Source organism: Psychroserpens sp. SPM9 (assembly GCF_025153525.1).
Taxonomy (GTDB): Bacteria; Bacteroidota; Bacteroidia; order Flavobacteriales; family Flavobacteriaceae; genus Psychroserpens.
In genome coordinates this window covers 573796-597634 of the sequence record NZ_JANZNR010000001.1, presented here as the reverse complement: position 1 = coordinate 597634, position 23839 = coordinate 573796, and the positions used below count along the sequence as shown (strand labels likewise).

Sequence of the window (23839 nt, the reverse complement as noted above, 5' to 3'; positions counted from 1 at the left end):
AAAAAAATGCTTTAGCATTTTTTTAATCACATTTATATTAATGTTCACAATTTTAATTATTAACCAAGAATAATGACCTCTTTTTATTCGATTATGAATTATAATCGTAATGAAAAACACATTTCTTTTTTTAGCACTTTTTGTGCTTTCTGTAAGTGCTATGGCACAGAACAATGAAAAACAGCAAGATTCAACAAAGACCGAAACACTTGACGAAGTTCTGGTTAAAGCTGTTAGAGTTAATGCAACATCACCAATCACACATTCTAATGTTACCAAAAAGGAATTGGCCAAACGTAATTTAGGGCAGGATATTCCGGTGCTTTTAAACTATTTGCCATCTGTGGTGACGACTACCGACGCTGGTGCTGGTGTGGGTTATACGGGAATTCGGGTTCGTGGAATCAACGCGCAGTCGACCAATGTGACCATCAACGGAATTCCGTATAATGATGCCGAATCGTTAGGTACTTTTTGGGTAAACTTAGGTGATTTTGCATCGTCTGTTGAAAGTTTACAATTACAGCGAGGTGTCGGGACGTCAACCAATGGTTCTGGAGCTTTTGGCGCCAGTATAAATGTCCTTACAGATGCTGTTTCTTCAGAATCAAATGGTGAAATTTCTAATGCCTTCGGAAGTTACAATACCAGAAAACATACGGTCAAATTTAGTACAGGCTTAATAAATGACCATATTGAAATTGCGGGTCGTTTGTCTAATATTTCTTCTGATGGCTATATTGATAGAGCTGAAACCGACTTAAAATCTTACTTTTTACAAGGGTCTTATGTAGATGACAATACTTTAATTAAAGCCATAATGTTTGGTGGGAAAGAAGTTACTTATCAAGCCTGGAATGGAATTGATGCTGAAACTTTAGAAGACAACCGAACTTTTAATCCGTCTGGTGCTTACACGGATGCCGACGGAAATCCTCAGTTCTACGATAATGAAGTTGATAATTATAATCAAGACCATTATCAGTTACATTGGAACCAACGTTATAACAACCGATGGTCAACTAATTTAGGTTTGAATTATACCTACGGAAGAGGTTATTTTGAGCAATATAAAGAAGATGAAGACTTTGCCGATTATGATTTAACACCTATAGAAATTGGCGGTGAAACTGTGAATACTACCGATTTAATTAGACGTCGTTGGCTGGATAATGATTTTTATGTGATAAATGCGAGTGCCAACTACAAAAATAATGAGGTCAATCTCTTTTTCGGAACCTCCTACAGCATTTATGATGGTGATCATTTTGGGGAAATCATTTGGGCAGAATTTGCCAGCGATAGCGAAATTAGAGATCGTTATTATGAAGGCAACGGAAAAAAATCAGATTGGAGTTTGTTTACAAAAGCGACGTATCGCATTAATGATAAAGTGAGTTTGTATGGTGATTTACAATTGCGACTCGTAGGTTATGAGACGTCTGGACTTACTTCAGATCGAGTTCCGTTTAACGTTGATGAAAATTACAGTTTCTTTAATCCGAAAGCCGGAATTACCTATAAAGTCAATCCTAATAACAGCTTATACTTTTCTTATGCCAGAGCAAATCGTGAACCAAACCGAAGCGATTTTGAAAATAATGCGACTGTAAAACCTGAGCAGCTTAATGATTTTGAATTGGGCTGGAGACATAACACACAAAAATTCAGGTTGAATGTTAATAGCTATTATATGCTTTATAATGAACAGTTAGTATTGACAGGTCAGATTGATACTACTGGAGATCCTGTAAGAGCCAATAGTGGTGATAGTTATCGTTTAGGATTAGAAGTTGATGCTGCTGTGGCGATTACTAATAAGTTTTCGGTACAGCCTAACTTTACAATAAGTTCTAATAAAAACAAGGAAACTTTTGAGTCTGTTAATGGCGAACTCCTTAATTTAGGCAAAACCGATATTTCATTTTCTCCAGAATTTGTTGCTGCCAATGCGTTTGTATTTCAGCCTAGAGAAGGGTTTCAAATGGCTTTGTTAAGTAAATTTGTTGGTGAACAATTTATGGGCAATACCGAAAACCCAGATTCAAAATTGGAAAGCTATTTTATTAATGATTTCAATATTACCTATGAATGGCAACCAAAATCGGTGTTTAAATCGGTTGTGTTTTCAGGATTAGTCAATAATATCTTTAATGAAAAGTACGTGTCTAATGGCTATTTTGGGTCTTTTGATTTTGATGATAGCGATAGTCCTACGGGAATTTCAACAGGATACTTTGCCGGTTTTTATCCGCAAGCCACCACTAACTTTTTATTAGGAGTCACCTTAAAGTTTTAATGCTTCCGAAGCATTATTTAAATAGAAAACTCCTAATTTAACGATTAGGAGTTTTTTTATGAGTTTTACTTTTTAAACAGGTTTAATTGCTAATCACCAAATTGGATCCCGAAAGCGTCACTCGGTATTCTTTTAGTCCGCAAGGCAAAGGATCTCCAATTGCTTGTCCGGTAAATAAGCTGTATTCATTTTCATCTGCACAACCACAAACTGCATTTGCGCCATCTATTTGTAATAAAGAGCAGGCACTCGGCACATGGTTAGGATCTGCTGCATCCCAAGCTCTGTAGTTATTATTACCAACATTAGTGACGATAATACCTCCATTACCTTGATTAGCGACATATACAGAATTGCTTGTAAACATCAACTGGCTATACTCGGGCAAGTTTAAATTTAGCGATGCGTTAACACCAACATTGAGTAAAAAATTGCAATTATTTATATTGTCATCGCTGCCGCAATTCATTAAAACTAAGAGCGATAAAACAAAAGATAACTTCTTCATAATTTGGGTAATTTTTGGGTGCAATTTACAATATTTTAAAGGTTGAATTAAATATTTTGTATCTTTGTATTACTAATCTCGTGACGGCGAGATTTTTTCATTAGTCCCGAACTTGTTTCGGGATATTTTGAATATAGTGATTAAGCATACATTAAGTAAACGATTGAATTATGAGTAAAGTATCTTATTATACTGCGGAAGGATTAAAAAAATTAAGAGACGAATTAAAACAACTTAAAGATATAGAACGTCCAAGAGCATCACAGGCTATTGCTGAAGCAAGAGATAAAGGGGATTTGAGTGAAAATGCTGAATATGATGCTGCAAAAGAAGCTCAGGGAATGTTAGAAATGAAAATTTCTAAGTTAGAAGAAACTTTGGCTGGTGCACGTGTTATTGATGAATCTCAGATGGATACGTCTAAAGCTTTGGTTTTATCTAAAGTGAGAATCAAAAACCAAACCAATGGCATGGAAATGACTTATACCTTAGTGGCCGATGGTGAAGCCGATTTAGCTTCAGGGAAAATATCGGTTAATTCGCCTATTGGTAAAGGCCTTTTAGGAAAATCGGTTGGAGAAGTTGCCGAAGTACAAGTACCAAACGGTGTGATGAAATTTGATGTCTTAGAAATTTCTAGATAAAACATAAAACTTATTAATATATGAGTCAAAAAGATTCCTTCAAAAGAGGAATCTTTTTATATTTACATAGACTCTAAAATTTAAAGCCATGGCATCTATCTTTACTAAAATAATAAATGGCGAGATTCCTTGTTATAAAGTTGCTGAAACGGACGATTATCTGGCTTTTCTGGATATCAATCCCAATGCAAAAGGACATACACTTTGCATTCCGAAGAAAGAAGTCAATAAGATTTTTGATTTGGATGAAAAGACCTACCATGGTCTCATGGAATTTTCTCGTCAAGTCGCCATAGCCCTTGAAAAAGCTGTTGCTTGTGAGCGTGTTGGGATGGCAGTTATCGGACTCGAAGTGCCGCATGTACATGTGCATTTAATTCCGTTGAACTCTATGGAGGATGCCCGATTTATAAACAAAGTGCAATTAGATAAAGACGCCTTTGAAGCCATTGCCAATAAGATTGTCTCGTTTTTGTAATTAAAATTTCAAGACGCCTGTAACAACTAATAACACGACAATAAACAATAAGGCATCAGCGATAATGACAAACCATGCCAGTTGTTTTAATTTTAGGGATTTTGGTTTGGGTATAACAGCACGTTCTTGATAGGCCACAACTTGCTCAATATCGTTGGTCCACCGCACAGGAAAAATAGCAGTATTACACGTTTTACAATGCATCTCATGAATGGTTTCTTGAGTAATCGATTTGTAGAATTTGTTTTCAATAAAACGTTGTTTGAATGTCAACTCTAAGCCTTCGTTAGAATAACATTCAGGGCAGTTGTTATTGAGTTGTACCTCTTTTAATGTAAAGTATTGTTTTTCTTTCATAACCACCGATTAAGATAATAATTTCAATGAAATTTGCATGGTTGTGCCTTTTCCAATTTCTGAATGAAGCACTTTAATTTTTCCGTTATGGTAATCTTCAATAATCCGTTTAGCAAGCGATAAACCTAATCCCCAACCACGTTTTTTAGTCGTATAACCCGGTTGGAATACAGCGTTATAACTTTGTTTAGAAATACCTTTTCCAGAATCTTGAACCGTAACTTTAACATGTTTATCATCGTTGGTGATAGCAAGTTTTAAATTGCCTTTTCCTTTCATAGCGTCAATAGCGTTTTTAACCAGATTTTCTATGGTCCAGCTGTATAATTGCTGATTAAGACTAACGTAGAGTGGCGATGAAGGAGTAGAGATTTCAAAATCAATTAGTTTAGATGATCGCGCTTTTAAGTATTCATACGAATCTAATGTTTCTTTAACAATATCAGTTTTTTCTAAGGTTGGCATAGAACCAATCTTACTAAAACGCTCGGTTATGGTTTGGAGTCTTGTGACGTCTTTTTCAATTTCCACTAAATAATCTGGGTTGACGTTTTCTGATCTAAGAATTTCGGTCCAGCCAACCAGTGACGATAAGGGCGTTCCAATTTGATGCGCAGTTTCTTTTGCCATCCCTGTCCATAGCCTATTTTGATCTGCCGTTTTTGTACTCCGATAAAAAAAGAAGGCTACTGCAGCAAAAAGAAATATTATTAATAACAATGCAAGCGGATAATATTTCAATTTATTGAGTAAAGGTGTGTTTCCGTAGTAAAGAGTTCGATTTAAATTTTCGAGCACAACGGGTTCATTCTCTTCACTAAATTTAGCAATTAGCTTTTTATAGTTTTGTGCAACATAAGCAGAATCTTTTTTTATGTCTTCAGGCTCAGTACTATTTGAAAAAGGTGAGATATTTCTTGAACTGAGAATTGTACCATTTTTATCAATAAGCAAAAGTGGTGTGGTTAATGTTGAATCTACTACTATGTTTTCAGCAACAAGGTTGATTTCTACATCATCAGAGCCACTTTGAATGTCGTTTAAATCGTTTGAAAATTCAATATAAGCATTCGTCCATATTTTCATCTTAGCTCTTTCTTCAGATTTAAAATACTGAAAAAACACGTAGGTGTTCCAAAGAATAAGAGAAATAATGAGGAAGGATGCAACGATGATAATCCATCGTGTCATATTGCGGTTTATGGTTAATGCCATTAACTTGATTTTTGATTTTTAAATATAAAGGATTTATGTTAATAATATTGTGTTGAGATAAGGTGAATTCATTTTTATAACACTAGCAATATGGTTACATTTGCATTTCAAATAAATACAAGCACTTGAAACGCTTAGGTTTAGAGTGAAAATAACAACACGATGGCTTCGTTTACACCAAAAGACTTATCAACAGGACGACTTCATGGCTACTTATTAAGTGCCGTGGCTCCAAGACCTATTGCTTTTGCAAGTACAATAGATGCTGAAGGCCATCCTAATTTATCGCCATTTAGTTTTTTTAATGTGTTTAGTGCGAATCCGCCAATTATGATTTTTTCTCCAGCGCGACGCGTCAGAGATAATACCACGAAGCATACTTTAGAGAATGTTGAAATCACTAAAGAAGTTGTTATTAATGTCGTTAATTACGATATCGTACAGCAAATGTCCTTAAGTAGTACCGAGTATGCTAAAGGTGTTAATGAGTTTGAAAAATCAGGTTTAACTATGTTAGAATCTGATATAGTAAAACCATTTAGAGTGGCCGAATCTCCTGTGCAGTTTGAATGTAAAGTCAACGATATTGTACACTTAGGAACCGAAGGTGGTGCAGGGAACTTAGTGATTTGTGAAGTTGTAAAGCTTCATATTTCTGACGATGTACTCGATGATAATCAAAGTATAGTACAAGAAAAACTTGATCTGGTTGCGAGAGCAGGAGGTAGTTATTACAACCGAGCAAAAAAAGGATTTTTTGAAATTCCTAAACCTTTAACGACTATCGGAATTGGCGTAGATGCAATGCCTTCGGAAGTTAAAAACAGTATGATTTTAACGGGGAATGACTTAGGAATGTTGGGGAATGTTGAAGCACTGCCTGAGCAAAATGAAATAGATGAATTTATAAACAATGTGAGTGAACGTTATCCGAATATCAAAGAAATGTCACATCGTGAAAAACATAAAATTGCCAGAAACTATTTGAGTTATGGCGACGTTGATAGTGCCTGGAAATTGCTGCTATCTTAAAGAATAAAATAGTCTAAATTAAATATAAGTAAATACAACAATGGAAGTACAAGGAAAAATCAAAATGATTGGAGAAACTCAAACGTTTGGAAGCAATGGGTTTAGAAAGAGAGAATTGGTAGTAACGACAGAAGAACAATATCCACAACATATTTTGGTTGAATTTGTTCAAGATAAAACCGATTTGTTAAACAGTTACCAAGTAGGTCAAGCTGTCAAAGTAAATATCAATTTAAGAGGTAGAGAATGGGTGAATCCTCAAGGGGAAACCAAATATTTTAATTCTGTACAAGGTTGGAGAATTGAAGCTGTGCAAGCTGATGGCGCTAATGTACCACCTGCAGCTCCAACAGAAGCTTTCGAACCTGCGACGAATTTAAACGAAGAAGATCACGACGATTTACCGTTTTAATAGTATAGAACAATTTTCATTGTAAAGATGAAAAGAGTCATAAATGAAACCTCAATGAAAATTGAGGTTTTTTTTATTAAAAAAGCCCCAAATTGCTTTGGGACTTAGTATTGTGGTTTTAGGTTTGACCTTTATAAACAAACTCAAAAAAAGCAATGATGAACAAAATTTAATTCACAAAGGTCATATCAAATATGAATAAAAATCTGATGTTTTCAAAGTTATTACCTAGATTTAACACACTATTGATGAATAATGCTGACCTTATTCAAATATGAAATTTCTAGATCATACCATCGAATTTCCTGATGTGTCTTCGGCTACTGAAGAAGGCATTGTAGCTATTGGAGGCGACTTATCATCGCAACGATTATTAGCGGCTTATCAACGTGGAATTTTTCCGTGGTTTGATGAAGAAGAACCTATTATCTGGTGGTCTCCAGATCCTCGATTTGTCCTTTTTCCGAAGAAATTGAAGGTCTCGAAAAGCATGAAACAAGTGCTTAGAAATACAGATTTTAAAGTGACCATCAATGCCGATTTTGAGTCTGTCATTGAAGCCTGCTCACAAATAAAACGCGATGGTCAACAAGGCACTTGGATTACACAACATATGAAAGCTGCCTACATTAATTTGTACCGTTTAGGCTATGCTAAATCTGTTGAGGTTTGGCTCCATAATGAACTGGTTGGCGGTTTGTATGGTGTAGATTTAGATAATGGCGTGTTTTGTGGCGAAAGTATGTTCAGTCGTGTGAGTAATGCGAGTAAAGCAGGCTTTATTTCCTTTGTTCAAAACACCAATTATCAACTCATCGATTGTCAGGTTTATACCAATCATCTCGAAAGTTTAGGTGCCGAAGAGATTTCCAGAAAAGAATTTTTGAACTACTTAGACTAAATTTTTATATCTACGGAAGTATTAAAAAATAAGGTGTCTTCAGTATCAATATTTAATTGGTCTAATCGAAGTTCGACTCCAAATTCTATAGTTAAGTCTTCCGATAATAAAATACCTATAGATGGTGATATTCGATATTCTAGTTCTGGTTTATGAACTTTTGAGCTGGTTAGTAAACCTTCATTAGTAACTACAAAATAGGTTTCACCAACATCAAGTTTTAAACCTTGCAAAGGAATGTCAAGCGCTAAGCGGTAGCGAAATCGAAACGCCGTAAAGCTGTCATAAAAGCGTTGTTCACTTCGTAACCGATGTCCGATTCGCAAAGTATTAAACAAGGATTTTCTATTAAATTGTTGGGTTATTCTAATTTCATTGCTGGAGTTCTCAAAAGCATTTCGATTTCTATACATGATGCCTAAAGCCATGCTGTGTTTTAAGTCTAATTTTAAAGTTGAAAAATGACTAATTTGTAATTGTCTGATTTTGTATAAAAAATCTTCGTTTGTATACACATAAGCACGTGAGGCCAATTCAAAATTGGCACTGTATTTTTTACTAAAACTATGTCTAAGACCAAATTCTTGTTCGTGAAATATTTCGGTGTCTTCCTGTGCTTTTGTGCTCAAAGTTACCAGCAGAAGCAGCACGACCAGAAGTCTAGTACATGATATATTCATAGCTGTCTTGTTGTAAGTTTCGAGCCTTGATAAAATCTCCTTTTTCATCAAATGTGAGTTCTTTCAGTTCCCATGTTTTCTGAGATTTCATTGCAACAATTAGTTCATAGTTTGATGATAATGTTGTTCTGTTTTCTAAAATTGAGTTTAAAAATGTAGCTTCACTATGGTCGCTAGAATACACGTATTGTTCCTGAATTTTAATAATTTCATATTTAGTAGTATTCGTTTTTAAATAAGATCTAATAGCCGTTTTAACAGGTTTAGATAAATGTTTTTCCTTTACCAAAACTTCAATGTCTTCTAGAGTTCCTAAATTATTAAACTCAACACTGAACCAATACTTATTATATTTGAATTTGCTTTCAAAACTCAGTTTACTACCGTCGGTTTCTTTGTAAAAGCGAGAACGCTTCACCTTTTTTATAATGGTTTTTAGAAGTATTTGTGATTCATTAGGAAATTCGGTCAACGGTATGCGTGATTCTTTTTCGTTTTTCGTTTGTGCCTCCAAGCTAAAACAAGAAATCCATATACAGAGTACAAAAACAAGTTTAAACTTCATCATATCTAAAACAATTAACTTCATGGTCATTCACCATTCCTGTAGCTTGCATGTGCGCATAAATCACTGTTGAACCCACAAATTTAAAACCACGTTTTTTTAAATCTTTACTAATCGCATCACTCAGCGGTGTATTAGCAGGTGCCATTTTATAATCTTTAAGCTTATTTTTAATAGGCTTGTCATTAACAAAACCCCATATATATTTTGAGAAGGACCCAAACTCTTCTTGTACCTTCATAAAAGCTTGTGCATTGGTAATGGTAGCCTTAACTTTTAATTTGTTTCTGATTATCCCTTCATTTTGGAGCAGGTTGTCTACTTTTTTCTGATTGTATTGTGCAATCTTCTTATAATCAAAATAGTCGAAAGCTTTTCTGAAATTCTCACGCTTTTTTAAAACAGTAATCCAACTTAAACCCGCTTGAAAGGTCTCCAAAATTAAAAATTCAAATAAGGTGTCGTCATCCTTTACAGGAACGCCCCATTCTTCATCGTGGTATGCTTCGTATAAGTCGTCACCTAAGCACCAACCGCATTTATGTTTTTTCATATGAGTTCTATTTAGACCTATTGAATTTTAAAAATAGTAAGTTTTTGCACAAAAATTCGTCTGAGCTACAGTAAAATGATCTAGAATATAAAATAGATGATTTAAATCATGTTCTGCTCGAGCAGAATCATTTAAATTGCAAGCCTAAATAACATGAATACATTGACAACTATACCTGTAAAAGACCTTATTAATGAAAGCTTACAAAAGGCCATTTCATATGAGGAATATCGTGAACTAGTAACGCAGTTAGTTTTAGAAGGATCCACATCTGGAAACGAAAAAACCGAAGCTTTAGTTAACTATACAATGCTTAATGACCGACGCATGAAACGTTGGGATAAAACAGTTAAAATTCCTGAAGAAGCCAGAGATGGCATAGCCCGTTTTAACCAAAAAGTCACCTGGCTGGTCATTACTGAAAGTTGGTGTGGTGATGCCGCTCATGTGATTCCGGTGCTTAATAAATTGGCTCAACTTTCAGAAAACATCGACTTAAAATTAGTTTTTAGAGATGAAAATGAAGCTTTAATGGATCAATTTTTAACCAATGGCGGACGTGCTATTGCAAAGTTAATTATGATTGATTCAAACACCAGAGAGGTTCTCAGTACTTTTGGGCCACGACCAAGTAAAGCCACGCAATTGGTCAATGAGTATAAAGCGAAACACGGAATCTTAACACCAGTATTTAAAGAAGATTTACAAGTTTGGTATAATAAGGATAAAGGGCAAAATATTGTAGAGGACATACTTACGCTATTGGATAAAGCCTAACTTTTTACAAGCTTAGATTTAATCATAGAGTCTGTCCTATTTTCCTTGAAAATAATAGGTGATAGAACCTATCTGGCTTTGACGTTCGGCACGAGAAAACAATGCATTTTTTGCATATTCTAAAGCTGTATCAATTAAGCACTGATTGCTGCTTGATGATGAGGAGTTGATATAGGCATCTGTGACTTGTCCGCTAGAATTCACCGTAATATTCACCACTATTTTACCAGCAGTTTCACATAAATAGACTGGTGGCGGAAGTTTTACTTTAGATCTTTTAGAAAGTGAAAACGAAACACTACTGGCCGCATTGCCTTTGCTATTTTTAGCTTCTTTTTTGGGAGAATGCATCGCTAATATATCATTTGCCTTATTAAATGTTTTGCGTTCTTGGTCTTTTAAAGCATAGTTTTGAGAAGCGTTGTGCGAGGCGTTAGACGCTGTAAGTGCTTCAGGGGTTTGAGAAGAGGCTTCAGAAGGTGTTTCAGGTGTGTCTTCAGAAATCTCATCTTCATGTTGCGAACTCATGGTTTTAAAATTACGCATCATTTCCTTAAACTCTTCATCTTCATTAAAAGCCTGATTGGTTTTCAGATTAGCATTTTCACGCTCTTCCAACGCTTTTAGCCGTTCAAGCTGTTCTAATTCTTCAATGGTTTGAGGTTCAATTTCATAATAGCTTTCGGCTATAAATTCTGCTTTTTTCTTGATACTAAGCGAGAACATAGCTAGAATTATCGTTCCTGTAAGTAAGGACGTAATGAGAAGCGCTTTATGTTTTTCAATAAATTCCAAGTAGGCCTTATTTTAATTTAAGTTGGTGTCTTATATACGTTAAATTAACAAAAAAAGATTAGAACAGCATAAATTCCAGAAAAAATGAAAGACTAGAAAGCTTTTCTAACTGTCTAAATCCGAATCGTTTTCTGGTAAAATCAATACCTATGAGCCATGAGTTTTTAAAATTTTCATCAAATAATCGAGCGCCTAGACCAACTTTATAAAGTGTTCCTTTTTCAAAATCACTGTTGATACCAACTAAGCGTCCGTAACTTACTCTAATAAATAATGTATCATCAAAATCAACGATGTTGTATTGAAAGCTTAAATGTACAGGTAAAAATTGTAAACCACTTTCAGAATGCCAATTGTACTCGGCATTTAGACCTAATGCAGAACGATCATCAAACTGAAAACCAACAGTATTGTTTAAAAAGAAAGCACTTGTTCTAAAAAAGCGTTCAATTGTGTCATCACCAAGGGTGAAATCTTCGTTGACAGTTAATGTGGTCGCTAATGATATTTTATAAAAAATTCCATTAGTTTTGATATCATCTTGAGCATACAGATTGATACCTAACAGCACCATAAATAGTGTAGAGGCTTGCTTCATAGTTGAAGAGGTTTAGAAGCAAGTATCAATAATTATTCCGAAGACAAGGATTGAATAAAATCTTCAGGAGAGCTCGCATTGGCGACATCAAAATCACCAATTTTTGTACGACGTAACACCGAAAGATGTGCGCCAGAGTTAAGCGCTTTTCCGAAGTCATGAGCCAAAGAGCGAATATAAGTACCTTTACTACAAACCACTCTAAAGTCAATAGTTGTCCCTTCGATTTTTGTGATTTCAAATTCTGAAATGTGCACAGTTCGCGATGAAACTTCGACGTGTTCTCCAGCTCGGGCATATTCGTACAAACGCTTTCCGTCTTTTTTTAAAGCCGAAAATACAGGCGGAAATTGTTCGATAGCACCAATAAATGTTTTGGTAGTCTCGTGAATTAAAGCTTCGGAAATGTTCTCGGTTGGAAAGTGCTGGTCTATGTCGGATTCTAAATCATAGGAAGGCGTCGTGCTGCCTAAAACAAAAGTTCCAGTGTACTCCTTATCCTGACCTTGAAAAGTGTGAATTTGTTTGGTCATTTTACCTGTACAAATAATGAGTAATCCCGTAGCTAAAGGATCTAATGTTCCGGCGTGACCAACTTTTATTTTTTTAATGTTGAATGCCTGACGTATTTCCCAACGCAGTTTATTAACCACCTGAAAGGAAGTCCAGTTTAGAGGCTTGTCAATGAGTAACACCTGACCATTTTTGAAATCTTCAAGTGTCATTAGGCTAAGTTATAAGAATAGATGATTGCTATGATCCCAACAATAATGCAGTAGAATGCAAAATAGGATAGCTTACTTTTCTTAACCAGAGCGATCATCCAGGTACATGCAAATAAGCCAGTAACAAATGCGGCAATAAAGCCTACACTTAAACTTGTAAAATTAGAACTGTCATAGGTGATTTCTCCACTTAAAACATCTTTGGCTATTTTTCCGAAGATAAGCGGAACGACCATCAAAAACGAAAAGCGAGCCGCTTTGGTTTTATCATTTCCAAGTAATACAGATGTCGAAATGGTTGCGCCAGATCTGGATATTCCTGGAAGCATTGCTATGGCTTGAGAGATTCCGATGATAAAGGCATTTGAAAACGTGACTTTTTTATCTGTGTTTTTGGCGCGATCAGCTAAAAAGAGAAGCGCAGCAGTCACGATAAGCATAAAACCAACGAGTCTGATATTGCCTCCAAAAAGACTTTTGAGTTGTTCTTCAAAAAAGAGGCCAACGATCACAGCTGGAATCATTGACAAGGCAATCTTAGAAATAAACTGAAGGTCTTCATTCCATTCAAACTTCAAAACACCTTTAACAATCTCCAGAATATCTTTTCTAAAAATAACCATTGTACTCAGTGCTGTTGCAAAGTGTAATACCACTGTAAATAGCAGACTGTCTTCTGCTCCCAGATTTTCATCCTGTAGGATGACCTTGCCTAATTCGAGATGTCCACTAGAAGAGACTGGTAAAAACTCGGTGAGTCCTTGAATAATTCCTAATACAATTGAATCTAAAATATCCATGCGGCAAAAATATCAAAATAGACGTATCAATTGATAAAAGATTCTGAATTTGTTCAGTAAAAGTTACTGATTAAGATTTAGGAGTTTTATTCGGATTCAATAAAATCGCATAGACTTGAATTCCAAAACCAATAAGTACTAAGGTTGGCGCTAGTCGAATACGTCTCCAGCTAAAGATCGAAGGATCAAATACATTAGGATCATCACTGCCGCCACCAGACATTAAAATAAATCCAAGTACGATGCAAGCCAAACCTATAAGCATGAACTTATAGTTTTTCTTTCCGAAGATAAAATCCTGTTTCGTCGTTTCTTTGCGTTTTTGTTCTCCCATAATGATTTAAAACTCTGTAAAGATAATCTCATCACCTATTGCTAACTGAGCAATATGTTTTGTGGTACCATAAAATAATTTTGGTAAGTGCAAAGTAACAGTTTTATTTAAAACTTTTGCGTTAAGAGTATCTAAATTTAGTCCATATTCTAATCCGCGATTAATATAGAAGGAAGCATCATCATCATGAAAAACAATATCATACGATGGGCCTTCAGTAATTTTGGTGATTGTAGCTGTTGTAATCACACAGTCTTCGGGTTGCGGGTTTTTTATAATGCATGATGTTGTGGTTAAAAAACTAACGCATAATAAAATAAGGAGTTGTCTTTTCATCACATTAAGATGAGTTGGTAGTGTCATAACGAAACCTTGAAGATTTTAGTATTTGCCAATAGCCAACAACTAATAATACAATTGATCGGTCTTTAGGTTTAAGAAACGTTGCGTTGCTATAAACGTACTAATCCATGTAATTAAAATACCAAGTAGAAAAATACCGATAAATAGCGCAGCAATTAATACGGGTTTTTGAAGCAATTCTAGTTCTGGGAAGGTTTGGTTAAGGTAATATAAAACCACAGCCATTCCTATTAATGCAACGATAGCACCAATAATTCCTAGTTGAATACTTTTAAGTACAAAGGGTTTTCTAATAAAACGCTTGGTGGCCCCAACCATTTGCATCGTTTTAATGATAAAACGTTTAGAATACACTGCCAATCGAATCGAACTGTTAATAAGTAATACGGCAATGAGTGTAAATAAAGCACTTAAAATCAAAACCCAAAATGTGATTTTCTTTACATTATTGTTCATGATTTCGACCAGATCATTATCGTATTTAATATCTTCAATAAAAGCTTTGGTCGCTAACTCTTCAGTAATCCCATCCAAAGTTTCGTTGGTTACAAAATCGGCTTTAAGGTAAACGTCAATCGAGTTTTGTAAAGGGTTGGCACCTAAAAACTCCATAAAATCTTCTCCAATATCAGATTTGACAATTTGAGCCGCTTCTTCTTTTGAAACATACTTGGCTTCTTTGGTGTATTCGGCCATAGCTAAACTTTTTTGAAGCTGATTTACTTCAACCTCTTTAGCCGAATCATTTAAATAAATCGTCACCACAACCTGTTCTCTAAAATGATCGGCAACCTTTTTAGCATTTAAAACCAATAATCCTAAGCATCCCAATAAAAACAATACCAAAGCAATACTAATCACCACAGAAAAGTAGGAAGAAATTAATTTTCGTTTTTGATATCTGTCAAAGGATGTGCTCATAAATATGTCGGATTAATGCTGTAAAAATATAAAACTATTTGTTTGTATAAGGTTTACAACGCTTAAACTTTTAATTGTGTTGTAATACCGTTAAATTTGCGGTCTAAATTTGCAAACAAACCATGAGTTATCATTTTAACGAGATCGAAAAGAAATGGCAAAATTATTGGGCCGATAACCAAACATTTAAAGCTGAAAACAATAGTGATAAACCTAAATACTATGTATTAGATATGTTCCCTTATCCGAGTGGAGCAGGCTTACATGTTGGTCATCCATTAGGCTATATTGCCAGTGATATTTATGCACGATACAAGCGCCATAAAGGCTTTAATGTTTTGCATCCTCAGGGTTATGATAGTTTTGGTTTGCCTGCCGAGCAATATGCGATTCAAACGGGATTGCATCCAAAAATTACTACTGAGATAAACATTGATGGATGTTTAAGTAATGAAAATAAGATTTTAGAAAAATATGTTAATGAGGATGGAAGTATTAAAAATGAAGCCTTAATTGACAAAAATATTCCCGTAAACATTAAAGATGATAATTATCAAGATAATATCATAAAAGGCTATAGGAAACAACTCGATAAAATCGGATTTTCATTCGATTGGAGCCGAGAAGTACGTACGAGCAATCCCGAATATTATAAATGGACGCAATGGATTTTCATTCAGTTGTTCGAATCCTGGTATAATAACGACAGCAATAAAGCCGAACCCATTGAGACTTTAATTTCAAAGTTTGCGTCGGAAGGAAACACAAAAGTGAATGCGGTTTGTGATGATGCTATAGCCGAATTTTCTGCGGAAGACTGGAACGGTTTTTCTTCAGAACAGCAACAGGAAATATTACTTAAATACCGATTGACCTATTTGGCCGAAACTGAAGTGAATTGGTGTCCGGCACTAGGAACCGTTTTAGCCAATGATGAAATTGTTAATGGTGTGTCTGAACGTGGCGGACATCCGGTAATTCGAAAAAAAATGACCCAATGGAGCATGCGAATTTCGGCCTATGCTGAACGTTTGCTTCAAGGTTTAGATACGATAGACTGGACCGATTCACTTAAGGAAAGTCAGCGCAATTGGATTGGCAAGTCGGTTGGTGCATCTGTGACTTTCAATGTCAACATGACAAGTGAGATGCTGAAACACGTTCAGCATGACTTAAGTGAACCTCATTCCGAACTTGTTTCTGAATCTCATCCGTACAAGATCGAAGTTTTTACAACAAGACCCGATACCATTTACGGAGTGTCGTTTATGACGCTGGCGCCAGAACACGAATTGGTGTCAAAAATCACAACCGAAGCTCAAAAAGCAGACGTCGATGCTTATATAGAAGCCACTGCAAAACGTAGCGAACGCGATCGTATGGCAGATGTAAAAACTATTTCTGGAGCCTTTACAGGTGCTTATGCGGAGCATCCGTTTACAAAGGAGCCAATTCCAATCTGGATTGGTGATTATGTCTTGGCTGGCTACGGAACAGGAGCTGTGATGAGTGTTCCATGTGGTGATCAACGTGATTATGATTTTGCCAAACATTTTGATATTCCGATTCCTAATATTTTTGAAGGTGTCGATATTTCCGAAGAAGCTTTTTCAGATAAAGAAAAGACTGTAATTGCCAACAGTGATTTCCTTAACGGAATGAATTATAAAAAAGCCACCAAACGTGCCATTTATGAATTGGAGCAATTGGGCCAAGGCGAAGGCAAAACCAATTATAGATTACGTGATGCGGTGTTTTCTCGTCAACGTTATTGGGGTGAACCATTTCCTGTGTATTATGTGAATGGGATGCCGCAAATGATTGAACAAAAACATTTGCCAATCGTGTTGCCAGAAGTAGAGAAATACTTGCCAACCGAAGAAGGTGAACCGCCTTTAGGTCGTGCCGATGTTTGGGCTTGGGATACAAAGAATAATAAAGTTGTTTCAAATGAATTGATTGACCATGAGCATGTCTTTCCTTTAGAGCTCAATACTATGCCAGGATGGGCAGGAAGTTCCTGGTATTTCTTTAGGTATATGGAAGAAGCAGCCAATAGAGGTGAAGCATTTGCAAGCGAAGATGCCTTGAACTACTGGGAAAATGTCGATTTATATATTGGCGGCAGCGAACATGCCACAGGTCATTTGTTGTACTCACGATTTTGGGTGAAGTTTATGAAAGACAGAGGCTTTGTCAATGTTGAAGAGCCGTTTAAAAAGCTGATTAACCAGGGGATGATTTTGGGAACGAGTGCTTTTGTTTATTATATTTTCTATTCAATCATTGACCAAAATACCAAAGAAGTATTAGTAAATAAAAAGAGTGTTTTTATTTCAAGAGAATCTTACGATAGAATCCATTCTGAAGGCAATAAGACAAATTTAGCATCAGATATTGTTAAACCTTATATTGAAAAAAGCTTATTAAATAAAATTAATAAAAAGGAATTACATCTTATGACTCCATTTAGTAATTCTCATGTTGATGTTTCGTTTGTTAATGCTTCAGATGAATTAGATATTGAAGCTTTCAAAAATTGGAGACTTGAGTTTAAAGATGCTGAATTTGAATTAGAAGATGGTGTTTATAAAGTAGGACGCGAAGTCGAAAAAATGTCCAAGTCCAAATACAATGTCGTCAATCCAGATGCTATTTGCGAGCAATATGGTGCCGACAGCTTACGCCTTTACGAAATGTTTCTTGGACCATTAGAACAAGCCAAGCCCTGGAATACAGCTGGGATCACAGGTGTACACGGCTTCCTTAAAAAACTCTGGAAACTCTATGTTGGTGACAATGGTTTAAATGTTAGTGATACCGAACCTTCAAAAGATAGTCTGAAAACGCTTCATAAAACCATTAAAAAGGTTGAAGAAGATATCGAAAACTTTTCGTTCAATACCTCTGTATCAACTTTTATGATTGCCGTGAATGAGTTAACTGCTCAAAAATGTACCAGCAAGGCCATTCTTGAACCGTTACTAATCTTAATTTCACCTTATGCACCACATATTGCTGAAGAATTATGGAGTCGACTTGGTCATACCGAATCGATTTCAACAGCAGCATTTCCGAAGTTTGAAGAGAAACATCTCGTCGAAAGCAGTAAGAATTATCCAATTTCATTTAATGGAAAAATGCGTTTTACCTTAGAATTACCTTTAGATATGACGAAGGAAGACATTGAGAAAACAGTCATGGCTCATGAAAAAACAATCGCTCAATTGGATGGGCGCGAGCCTAAAAAAGTAATTGTTGTGCCTGGAAAAATCGTCAATATTGTAGGTTAAAACATAAGAAAACGATGAAAAAATTAGCATTATTATTAAGTCTTAGCTTAAGTTTTGCTTGTGCAAATTCTGAAAAGCAAATCGTTGAGGTTTCTTGTGGGCAATGTCAATTTGGATTAACCACTCAGGAAGGCTGTGATTTAGCTGTTCGTATTGATGACAAGGCTTATTTTGTTGATGGTGCTCATATTGATGATTTTGGAGATGCTCATGATGAAAATACTGGATTTTGTGAAGTGATTAGAACGGGTGAGGTTTCAGGTGAAATTCTAGAAAACCGTTTTAAAGTGAGCAGTCTGGAACTTAAAAATTAATAGGTTTTGAATATCAAAAAGTATGATAAAGTACTGCTGTTTTTTTTCGTTGCAGCCATTGCAGCAAGCTCATTAATTTGGCTTTTTGACGAACGTTTTCATCAGGAAAACTGGCATTCTAATCCGGCGAAACGCTATCAGATGGCCGATGATATTATCGATAATGAGTTACTCATCGGAAAAACAAAAAACGAGGTCATAGCACTTTTAGGAACGCCCGAAATTTTTAATGATGATTCTAAAAATTATATTATCTATAAAATGGGTAAAGCTCCTAGTTTTAAAGACTATATTGGCGATCGGCTCGTCGTAGTTTTTGAAGAAGGAAAGGTGGCGAAAGTCATACATTCTAAAGAGTGAACTGACAAAATTTCCTAAACACAATTTGGCTTACTTTTTGTTATCTTTAAACTAACAATTTTAATTTAAAAACATTATGGGAGGAATAGGAATAGGCTACTGGATTCTAATTGGCGCTATAACATTAGTAAGCTGGTTAGTGAGTAGTCAGTTAAAACGAAAATTTGCGCAGTACTCAAGAGTGCAATTGCGTAATGGGATGAGTGGACGAGAGGTAGCAGAAAAGATGCTGGCCGATAATGGGATTTCTGATGTGGAAGTGATTTCTGTTGCGGGTCAGTTAACAGATCATTATAATCCGAAAAATAAAACCGTTAATTTAAGTGAAGCGGTTTACAATCAGCGTAATGCAGCTGCAGCAGCAGTTGCGGCTCACGAAGTGGGTCACGCTGTACAACACGCACAAGCCTACAGTGCTTTAGGGATGCGTTCAGCATTAGTGCCTATTGTGAGCGTTACTTCTGGCATGTCGCAATGGCTTGTTATTGGTGGTTTGGTTCTTGGAGCTGCCGCTGGAGTTGGTCTCGGTTACTGGGTCGCTGTTGCAGGTTTAGTCTTTATGGGATTTGCAACCTTATTTAGCTTTATCACATTGCCAGTTGAGTATGATGCGAGTAACAGAGCTTTAGCATGGTTAAAAAATAAAAACGTTGTTACTCCAGAAGAATATAAAGGTTCTGAAGATGCTTTAAAATGGGCAGCCAGAACTTATTTGGTCGCTGCCATTGGTGCATTAGCGTCACTTTTATATTGGGCAATGCAAGTTTTTGGCGGACGCGATTAAACAGATTGAAATAGCATAAAATTCAACCGAATTATGGTTTTTTAAACCTAATTCGGTTTTGTTTTTAGTATTTTCGATATTACGAATCAATTATTACTTATGGAAAATTCAAATCAAAGACCTGTTGGTCAATTAGAAGGAAAAGTGTTAGTACATTCATTATCTGATGCAGATCGTGTAGCCTTTTACAAAAAAACCTACGGCCACGTAGCTGGTGGTGTTTTGGTGTTCATTCTATTTGAATGGATGCTCCTACAAAGCGAAACTATTGTGAATTTTGCGATGTCAATGACCCAAGGCTGGCGATGGCTTATCATGCTTGGAGGTTTTATGTTTATTACCAATTATGCTGAAGGCATGGCCTTAAAAACTGAAGATAAAAACAAGCAGTATCTGGCATACGGACTTTACATTCTGGCGGAAGCCTTTATTTTTGTGCCTTTGCTTTATATCGCCATTAATTTTTTAGAAGATGGTGGAAAAATCTTAAATCAGGCGGCTATCGTAACTTTATCTTTATTTACAGGATTGTCTGCCGTTGTTTTTGTGACAAAAAAAGATTTTTCATTTCTGAAAACAGGTTTGACTATTGGCTTTTTTATTGCTATCGGACTTATAATCGCAGGAACATTATTCGGATTTAATTTAGGCTTATGGTTTTCTGTAGCCATGTGTTTATTAGCTGGAGGTTCGATTTTATACCAAACCTCAAATTTGATACATAAATATTCTGAAGACGATTACATTCCGGCATCATTAGGCTTATTTGCATCCTTGATGTTGCTATTCTGGTATGTGTTACAAATCTTTATGTCTAGAGATTAAGTAGTCAATACACTATGATATATAAAAGCATTCTGTAAAGGATGCTTTTTTTTATAACTGTTCTTCCAAGTTTACTAATTTATTCTGAATCGCATACACCACTAAGCCTGCCAGGTTTTTAGCTTCCGTTTTTAAAAGTAAATTATTGCGATGGCCGTCGACAGTTCTCGGACTAATAAACAGTTTTTCGGCAATTTCGTTGGTAGTGAATTGTTTACAAATAAGTTCTAATACTTCTTTTTCACGTTTGGTGAAATAGGTAGTATCAAAATTAGATTTTTTAATCTGATCACTACTGTTTAATAAACCTTCATGAATAAATTTCATGACTTGTTCATCGTAATAAAAGCCTTTATCTGCAACTTCATATATCGTCGTTAACATGAGTTTTGGCGTGCTGTTTTTTGCCAGATATGCTACAGCTCCAATAGAAATCATATTGATAATAAAGGGTTTGCTGAAGTAGCTCGTTAAGGCTATGATTTTAATGTCTGGAAACTCTTTTCTGATAAGTTTTGTCGTTTCAACACCATTGAGTCCAGGCATTTTTAAGTCGGTAATAACAATCTCAGGAAGGTGTTCGGTAGCTCTTAATTGTTCCATGAGATCATTACCATCTTGCGCATCAAATACGATATCAAGATCTTTTTCCTTACTTAAAATTGAAATAAGCCCTTGTCTAAATAGTAGCTCATCATCGGCAATTGCAAGTGTTATTTTAGTATCCATAAGAGTGACAATTAATAGTGAATATACTTCCTGTTTTTTTAGAGCTCTCAACAAAAAGTTGTCCATTTAAAATAGCAACTCTACTCTTTATATTTTGTAATCCTATTCCGGATTTCTTATTCTGTTCATTTATATTGAAGCCAATACCATTATCTTTAAAAACGAGTTCAAAGCCTTGCGCTTCTTTTTTAAGTTCCATTTGAAGTTGGTCTGCTCTACCATGCCTCAAGGCATTATTGATTAGTTCTTGGGCAATTCTAAAGATATGAAGTTCTCCACTTTTATCAAGGTTGTTTAATGTTTCAATATGATGATTAATTTTTATGGAGGTGTTAGACGTAAACTCATCAAACAATTCTTCTAAAGCGACTTTTAATCCAAATTTATCTAAAATTGGCGGCATAAGTTCATGAGCTATTTTTCGGGAGCTTTCCAAGGTACGTGTGGTAATATCTAGAATATGATTTAGTGCTTCTTTTTGTTCAGGAGTCATCGAGTCGTCTTCAAGTAAGACATTAGTGGTTAGACTTACCACGTTTAACTTTGAACTAATCGCATCGTGTAAATCTTGAGCAATGCGATTGCGTTCACTTTCTTGGACTTTAATTGTGGTTTGTAATATTTTTTTTTGATGGTCTAGTTTAATATTGACTTTTTCAACTTCTTTTTCAATAATTTTTTTTCTTGAATAGTAGAAAAACAGAATAAGCCCCAGTGTCACCAGAACTAAAAAAATGATGCTGTACACAAGTGCTCCTATAATTTGCTCTTGGGTTGCGAAATTGTTTTCTTCCATTCTACTAAAATTAGTACTAAATAGACAATATATAGAATTTTATTAATCATCCATATTTTAGTTATGGTACCACCATAATATTCTTTTAAATAATTTCCTAATATGAAAATTAGCGTACTTACAGTAATATAGATTAATATACCCGAATTTATAAACATGTATTCACCTTTTTTATTTAATGAATTATATAAATGAATCACAGAATATATAATTATAGGTAGTGAGGTTATAAAAATCTCAAAGAGGTTAAACTGGTGTACTAAATGAGGTTTGTGTAAGTACTGAAATGTCAATCCTGATAAAATTATTCCTAAAATTAAAAGCACCCATTTTCTTTGTTGCGATTTGAAAAGTGTTCTATAAAACAGCGATAAAAATATGAATTGCGAAATAAAGTAAATATGTGAATAATGCAAATTATCTTTACTTTGGTATCCCAATATTGAACTGATTATCATTACAGTAGCGCTAGAAAGTAAATATAGCGTCAGATACAAAAGAGTTACATTTTTTTTATTGAAAATGTAACTCTTAGTATACAGCACTGCATTTAAGACAATTAAAAATAATCCAAGTAGTTGAACAAAATCATTGAATTGTCTCATTAAAAAGATTTATTTTGAAAATGCAATAGTTACTTTATGATTTAATTTACTTTTTGGATCACAATCACTTGGACACGGCTTTGTAAAGTCGTACACCAGACTCTCTCCAGTAGGTGTCTCTACGATATCATCATATTGTATTCCGTCTTTAGTTGTCGTACCAACAATTAAAAGGTGTTCTTCTCTATTTCCATCTGTACCAACATAGGATCGTACATAAGGCTCATGTCCATCAGAATCAACTTGTAACTTTCCATTAGAATCTGTCTTAAATTTCACACCCATTTCGTTAAAACAGGCGATCATATCATCTACAGGGATTAAAAAAGCCTTGGCAAGATTTTTATGGTTGTTTTGCCATGTTTTAGTCCATGTTATCGCATCTTGAAGGGGTCTAGTAAGCGGTGTTGTTGCACTCATAATAGTCTAATTTTTGTGGATTAATAATCCTTAAAGCTACTTAAATTGAATTAAAAAAAAGCATCATTTTTTAAAATCAGGTATTTCTACGTGTTTTTAAGTTATAGTGGTTTAGCGGTTAAATGCTTTCGTGTTTAAGTAGATATTTGTTTCTAATTATTAACCAATTATAAAAAAACAGATTATTATGAATCCATTTATTGCTCAAATTATCATGTTTGCTGGTAATTTTGCCCCCAGAGGTTGGGCGTTTTGCAACGGACAATTATTACCAATCTCCCAGAATCAGGCATTGTTTTCTTTAATAGGAACAACCTATGGAGGAGATGGTAGAACTACATTTGCTTTGCCAGATTTAAGAGGTAGAACTCCAAAAGGTGTTGGAGATGGTGCAGGGCTTCAAGCAGTAACTTGGGGTGAAAAAGGCGGTAAAGAAGAAACGCTTATAACTGTAGCCAATATGCCATCGCATAGCCATGATGGAAGCAGCTTAAGCCTTACATTATCTTGTAATGAAGATGATGGAGATAACAATGAGCCTTCAGGACGAAACATCGGTATTGCAGGATCTGGAACACCATATAACTCAGCAGCCAATGATGCTACGTTTGGCGGAGGTACTGTCTCTGGAAATACAGGTCCACAAGGTAATGGTCAGTCTGTAGACATACAAAATCCTTTCTTAGGAATCAATTACATTATTGCACTTCAAGGTGTTTTTCCTCCGAGAAGCTAAATTAAAATCAATTAATAATC

General features: G+C 35.2%; 29 protein-coding genes. 13 read left to right on the top strand and 16 right to left on the bottom strand.

Going from position 1 to position 23839, the window contains the following annotated elements; translation table 11 throughout:
* Window positions 1–109 precede the first annotated feature (109 nt).
* A complete protein-coding gene (locus N4270_RS02620) occupies window positions 110–2299 on the top strand; it encodes a TonB-dependent receptor (RefSeq protein ID WP_260095240.1) in 2190 nt (729 codons plus the stop codon).
* 82 nt (window positions 2300–2381) lie between these two features.
* On the opposite strand, the gene N4270_RS02615 is transcribed toward N4270_RS02620, so the two are convergent.
* A complete protein-coding gene (locus tag N4270_RS02615) occupies window positions 2382–2807 on the bottom strand; it encodes a hypothetical protein (protein ID WP_260095239.1) in 426 nt (141 codons plus the stop codon).
* A 170-nt stretch (window positions 2808–2977) separates the two neighbouring features.
* On the opposite strand from N4270_RS02615, the gene greA reads away from it, so the two are divergent.
* Window positions 2978–3451, top strand: a complete 474-nt coding sequence (gene greA, locus N4270_RS02610) for a transcription elongation factor GreA (protein WP_260095238.1) — start codon at window positions 2978–2980, stop codon at window positions 3449–3451.
* Between the two features lie 88 nt (window positions 3452–3539).
* Window positions 3540–3929, top strand: a complete 390-nt coding sequence (locus tag N4270_RS02605; protein ID WP_260095237.1) for an HIT family protein — start codon at window positions 3540–3542, stop codon at window positions 3927–3929.
* Here the strand turns inward: N4270_RS02605 and N4270_RS02600 are convergent, their stop codons facing one another.
* Window positions 3930–4286 (bottom strand): hypothetical protein, encoded by a 357-nt coding sequence (locus N4270_RS02600; RefSeq protein WP_260095236.1) that lies wholly within the window; start codon window positions 4284–4286, stop codon window positions 3930–3932. It lies immediately after the preceding gene.
* Window positions 4287–4295: 9 nt separating this feature from the next.
* The gene (locus tag N4270_RS02595) at window positions 4296–5501 is read right to left on the bottom strand and encodes a PAS domain-containing sensor histidine kinase (RefSeq protein ID WP_260095235.1); all 1206 of its coding nucleotides are present in this window, start codon (window positions 5499–5501) and stop codon (window positions 4296–4298) included.
* 162 nt (window positions 5502–5663) lie between these two features.
* On the opposite strand from N4270_RS02595, the gene N4270_RS02590 reads away from it, so the two are divergent.
* The 3 genes from N4270_RS02590 (at window position 5664) to aat (ending at window position 7846) form a co-directional block, all read left to right on the top strand.
* A complete protein-coding gene (locus tag N4270_RS02590) occupies window positions 5664–6533 on the top strand; it encodes a flavin reductase family protein (protein WP_260095233.1) in 870 nt (289 codons plus the stop codon).
* Between the two features lie 40 nt (window positions 6534–6573).
* Window positions 6574–6945: a DUF3127 domain-containing protein gene (locus N4270_RS02585; protein ID WP_260095232.1), complete on the top strand. Its 372-nt coding sequence runs from the start codon at window positions 6574–6576 to the stop codon at window positions 6943–6945.
* Window positions 6946–7219: 274 nt separating this feature from the next.
* A complete protein-coding gene (gene aat, locus N4270_RS02580) occupies window positions 7220–7846 on the top strand; it encodes a leucyl/phenylalanyl-tRNA--protein transferase (RefSeq protein ID WP_260095231.1) in 627 nt (208 codons plus the stop codon).
* On the opposite strand, the gene N4270_RS02575 is transcribed toward aat, so the two are convergent.
* From N4270_RS02575 to N4270_RS02565, 3 genes are read right to left on the bottom strand one after another with little or no spacing between them, the layout of a single operon-like run.
* Complete coding sequence (locus N4270_RS02575) at window positions 7843–8526, bottom strand: DUF2490 domain-containing protein (RefSeq protein ID WP_260095230.1); 684 nt, start codon at window positions 8524–8526, stop codon at window positions 7843–7845. The genes aat and N4270_RS02575 overlap by 4 nt on opposite strands.
* Window positions 8507–9094 carry a hypothetical protein gene (locus N4270_RS02570; protein WP_260095228.1) on the bottom strand — a complete coding sequence of 196 codons (588 nt, stop codon included), beginning with the start codon at window positions 9092–9094 and terminating at the stop codon, window positions 8507–8509. The genes N4270_RS02575 and N4270_RS02570 overlap by 20 nt, the downstream gene beginning before the upstream one ends.
* Entirely contained in the window at window positions 9081–9644 is a 564-nt protein-coding gene (locus tag N4270_RS02565; RefSeq protein WP_260095227.1) for a DNA-3-methyladenine glycosylase I, read from the bottom strand. The genes N4270_RS02570 and N4270_RS02565 overlap by 14 nt, the downstream gene beginning before the upstream one ends.
* 153 nt (window positions 9645–9797) lie before the next feature.
* On the opposite strand from N4270_RS02565, the gene N4270_RS02560 reads away from it, so the two are divergent.
* A complete protein-coding gene (locus N4270_RS02560; protein WP_260095226.1) occupies window positions 9798–10421 on the top strand; it encodes a thioredoxin family protein in 624 nt (207 codons plus the stop codon).
* Between the two features lie 36 nt (window positions 10422–10457).
* Here N4270_RS02560 and N4270_RS02555 read toward each other — a convergent pair whose 3' ends face one another.
* From N4270_RS02555 to N4270_RS02525, 7 genes are all read right to left on the bottom strand, one after another.
* The gene (locus tag N4270_RS02555) at window positions 10458–11216 is read right to left on the bottom strand and encodes a hypothetical protein (protein ID WP_260095225.1); all 759 of its coding nucleotides are present in this window, start codon (window positions 11214–11216) and stop codon (window positions 10458–10460) included.
* 58 nt (window positions 11217–11274) lie between these two features.
* Complete coding sequence (locus N4270_RS02550) at window positions 11275–11814, bottom strand: hypothetical protein (protein WP_260095224.1); 540 nt, start codon at window positions 11812–11814, stop codon at window positions 11275–11277.
* A gap of 32 nt (window positions 11815–11846) precedes the next feature.
* A complete protein-coding gene (truB, locus tag N4270_RS02545; RefSeq protein WP_260095223.1) occupies window positions 11847–12539 on the bottom strand; it encodes a tRNA pseudouridine(55) synthase TruB in 693 nt (230 codons plus the stop codon).
* Window positions 12539–13339 carry an undecaprenyl-diphosphate phosphatase gene (locus N4270_RS02540; RefSeq protein WP_260095222.1) on the bottom strand — a complete coding sequence of 267 codons (801 nt, stop codon included), beginning with the start codon at window positions 13337–13339 and terminating at the stop codon, window positions 12539–12541. The genes truB and N4270_RS02540 overlap by 1 nt, the downstream gene beginning before the upstream one ends.
* A gap of 70 nt (window positions 13340–13409) precedes the next feature.
* Entirely contained in the window at window positions 13410–13673 is a 264-nt protein-coding gene (locus tag N4270_RS02535) for a DUF3098 domain-containing protein (protein ID WP_260095221.1), read from the bottom strand.
* Window positions 13674–13679: 6 nt separating this feature from the next.
* The gene (locus N4270_RS02530) at window positions 13680–14036 is read right to left on the bottom strand and encodes a hypothetical protein (protein WP_260095220.1); all 357 of its coding nucleotides are present in this window, start codon (window positions 14034–14036) and stop codon (window positions 13680–13682) included.
* A gap of 42 nt (window positions 14037–14078) precedes the next feature.
* Window positions 14079–14957, bottom strand: coding sequence for an ABC transporter permease (locus N4270_RS02525; protein ID WP_260095219.1), 879 nt, complete (start codon window positions 14955–14957; stop codon window positions 14079–14081).
* Between the two features lie 122 nt (window positions 14958–15079).
* Here N4270_RS02525 and N4270_RS02520 point away from each other — a divergent pair, with 122 nt between their 5' ends.
* The 5 genes from N4270_RS02520 (at window position 15080) to N4270_RS02500 (ending at window position 20533) form a co-directional block, all read left to right on the top strand.
* Window positions 15080–18250: a leucine--tRNA ligase gene (locus N4270_RS02520; protein WP_260095218.1), complete on the top strand. Its 3171-nt coding sequence runs from the start codon at window positions 15080–15082 to the stop codon at window positions 18248–18250.
* Between the two features lie 14 nt (window positions 18251–18264).
* The gene (locus N4270_RS02515) at window positions 18265–18564 is read left to right on the top strand and encodes a DUF6370 family protein (protein WP_260095217.1); all 300 of its coding nucleotides are present in this window, start codon (window positions 18265–18267) and stop codon (window positions 18562–18564) included.
* A 6-nt stretch (window positions 18565–18570) separates the two neighbouring features.
* Window positions 18571–18924 (top strand): hypothetical protein, encoded by a 354-nt coding sequence (locus N4270_RS02510; RefSeq protein WP_260095216.1) that lies wholly within the window; start codon window positions 18571–18573, stop codon window positions 18922–18924.
* Between the two features lie 76 nt (window positions 18925–19000).
* On the top strand, window positions 19001–19708 hold the full coding sequence (locus N4270_RS02505; RefSeq protein WP_260095215.1) for a zinc metallopeptidase: 708 nt from the start codon (window positions 19001–19003) through the stop codon (window positions 19706–19708).
* Between the two features lie 99 nt (window positions 19709–19807).
* The gene (locus tag N4270_RS02500) at window positions 19808–20533 is read left to right on the top strand and encodes a Bax inhibitor-1 family protein (protein WP_260095214.1); all 726 of its coding nucleotides are present in this window, start codon (window positions 19808–19810) and stop codon (window positions 20531–20533) included.
* A gap of 51 nt (window positions 20534–20584) precedes the next feature.
* On the opposite strand, the gene N4270_RS02495 is transcribed toward N4270_RS02500, so the two are convergent.
* The 3 genes from N4270_RS02495 to N4270_RS02485 form a co-directional block, all read right to left on the bottom strand.
* Complete coding sequence (locus tag N4270_RS02495; RefSeq protein ID WP_260095213.1) at window positions 20585–21262, bottom strand: response regulator transcription factor; 678 nt, start codon at window positions 21260–21262, stop codon at window positions 20585–20587.
* Window positions 21252–22058, bottom strand: a complete 807-nt coding sequence (locus N4270_RS02490; RefSeq protein ID WP_260095212.1) for a sensor histidine kinase — start codon at window positions 22056–22058, stop codon at window positions 21252–21254. The genes N4270_RS02495 and N4270_RS02490 overlap by 11 nt, the downstream gene beginning before the upstream one ends.
* A gap of 614 nt (window positions 22059–22672) precedes the next feature.
* Window positions 22673–23083, bottom strand: coding sequence for a hypothetical protein (locus N4270_RS02485; RefSeq protein WP_260095211.1), 411 nt, complete (start codon window positions 23081–23083; stop codon window positions 22673–22675).
* Window positions 23084–23270: 187 nt separating this feature from the next.
* On the opposite strand from N4270_RS02485, the gene N4270_RS02480 reads away from it, so the two are divergent.
* Window positions 23271–23819, top strand: a complete 549-nt coding sequence (locus tag N4270_RS02480) for a phage tail protein (RefSeq protein ID WP_248411643.1) — start codon at window positions 23271–23273, stop codon at window positions 23817–23819.
* The last annotated feature ends 20 nt before the right edge of the window (window positions 23820–23839 follow it).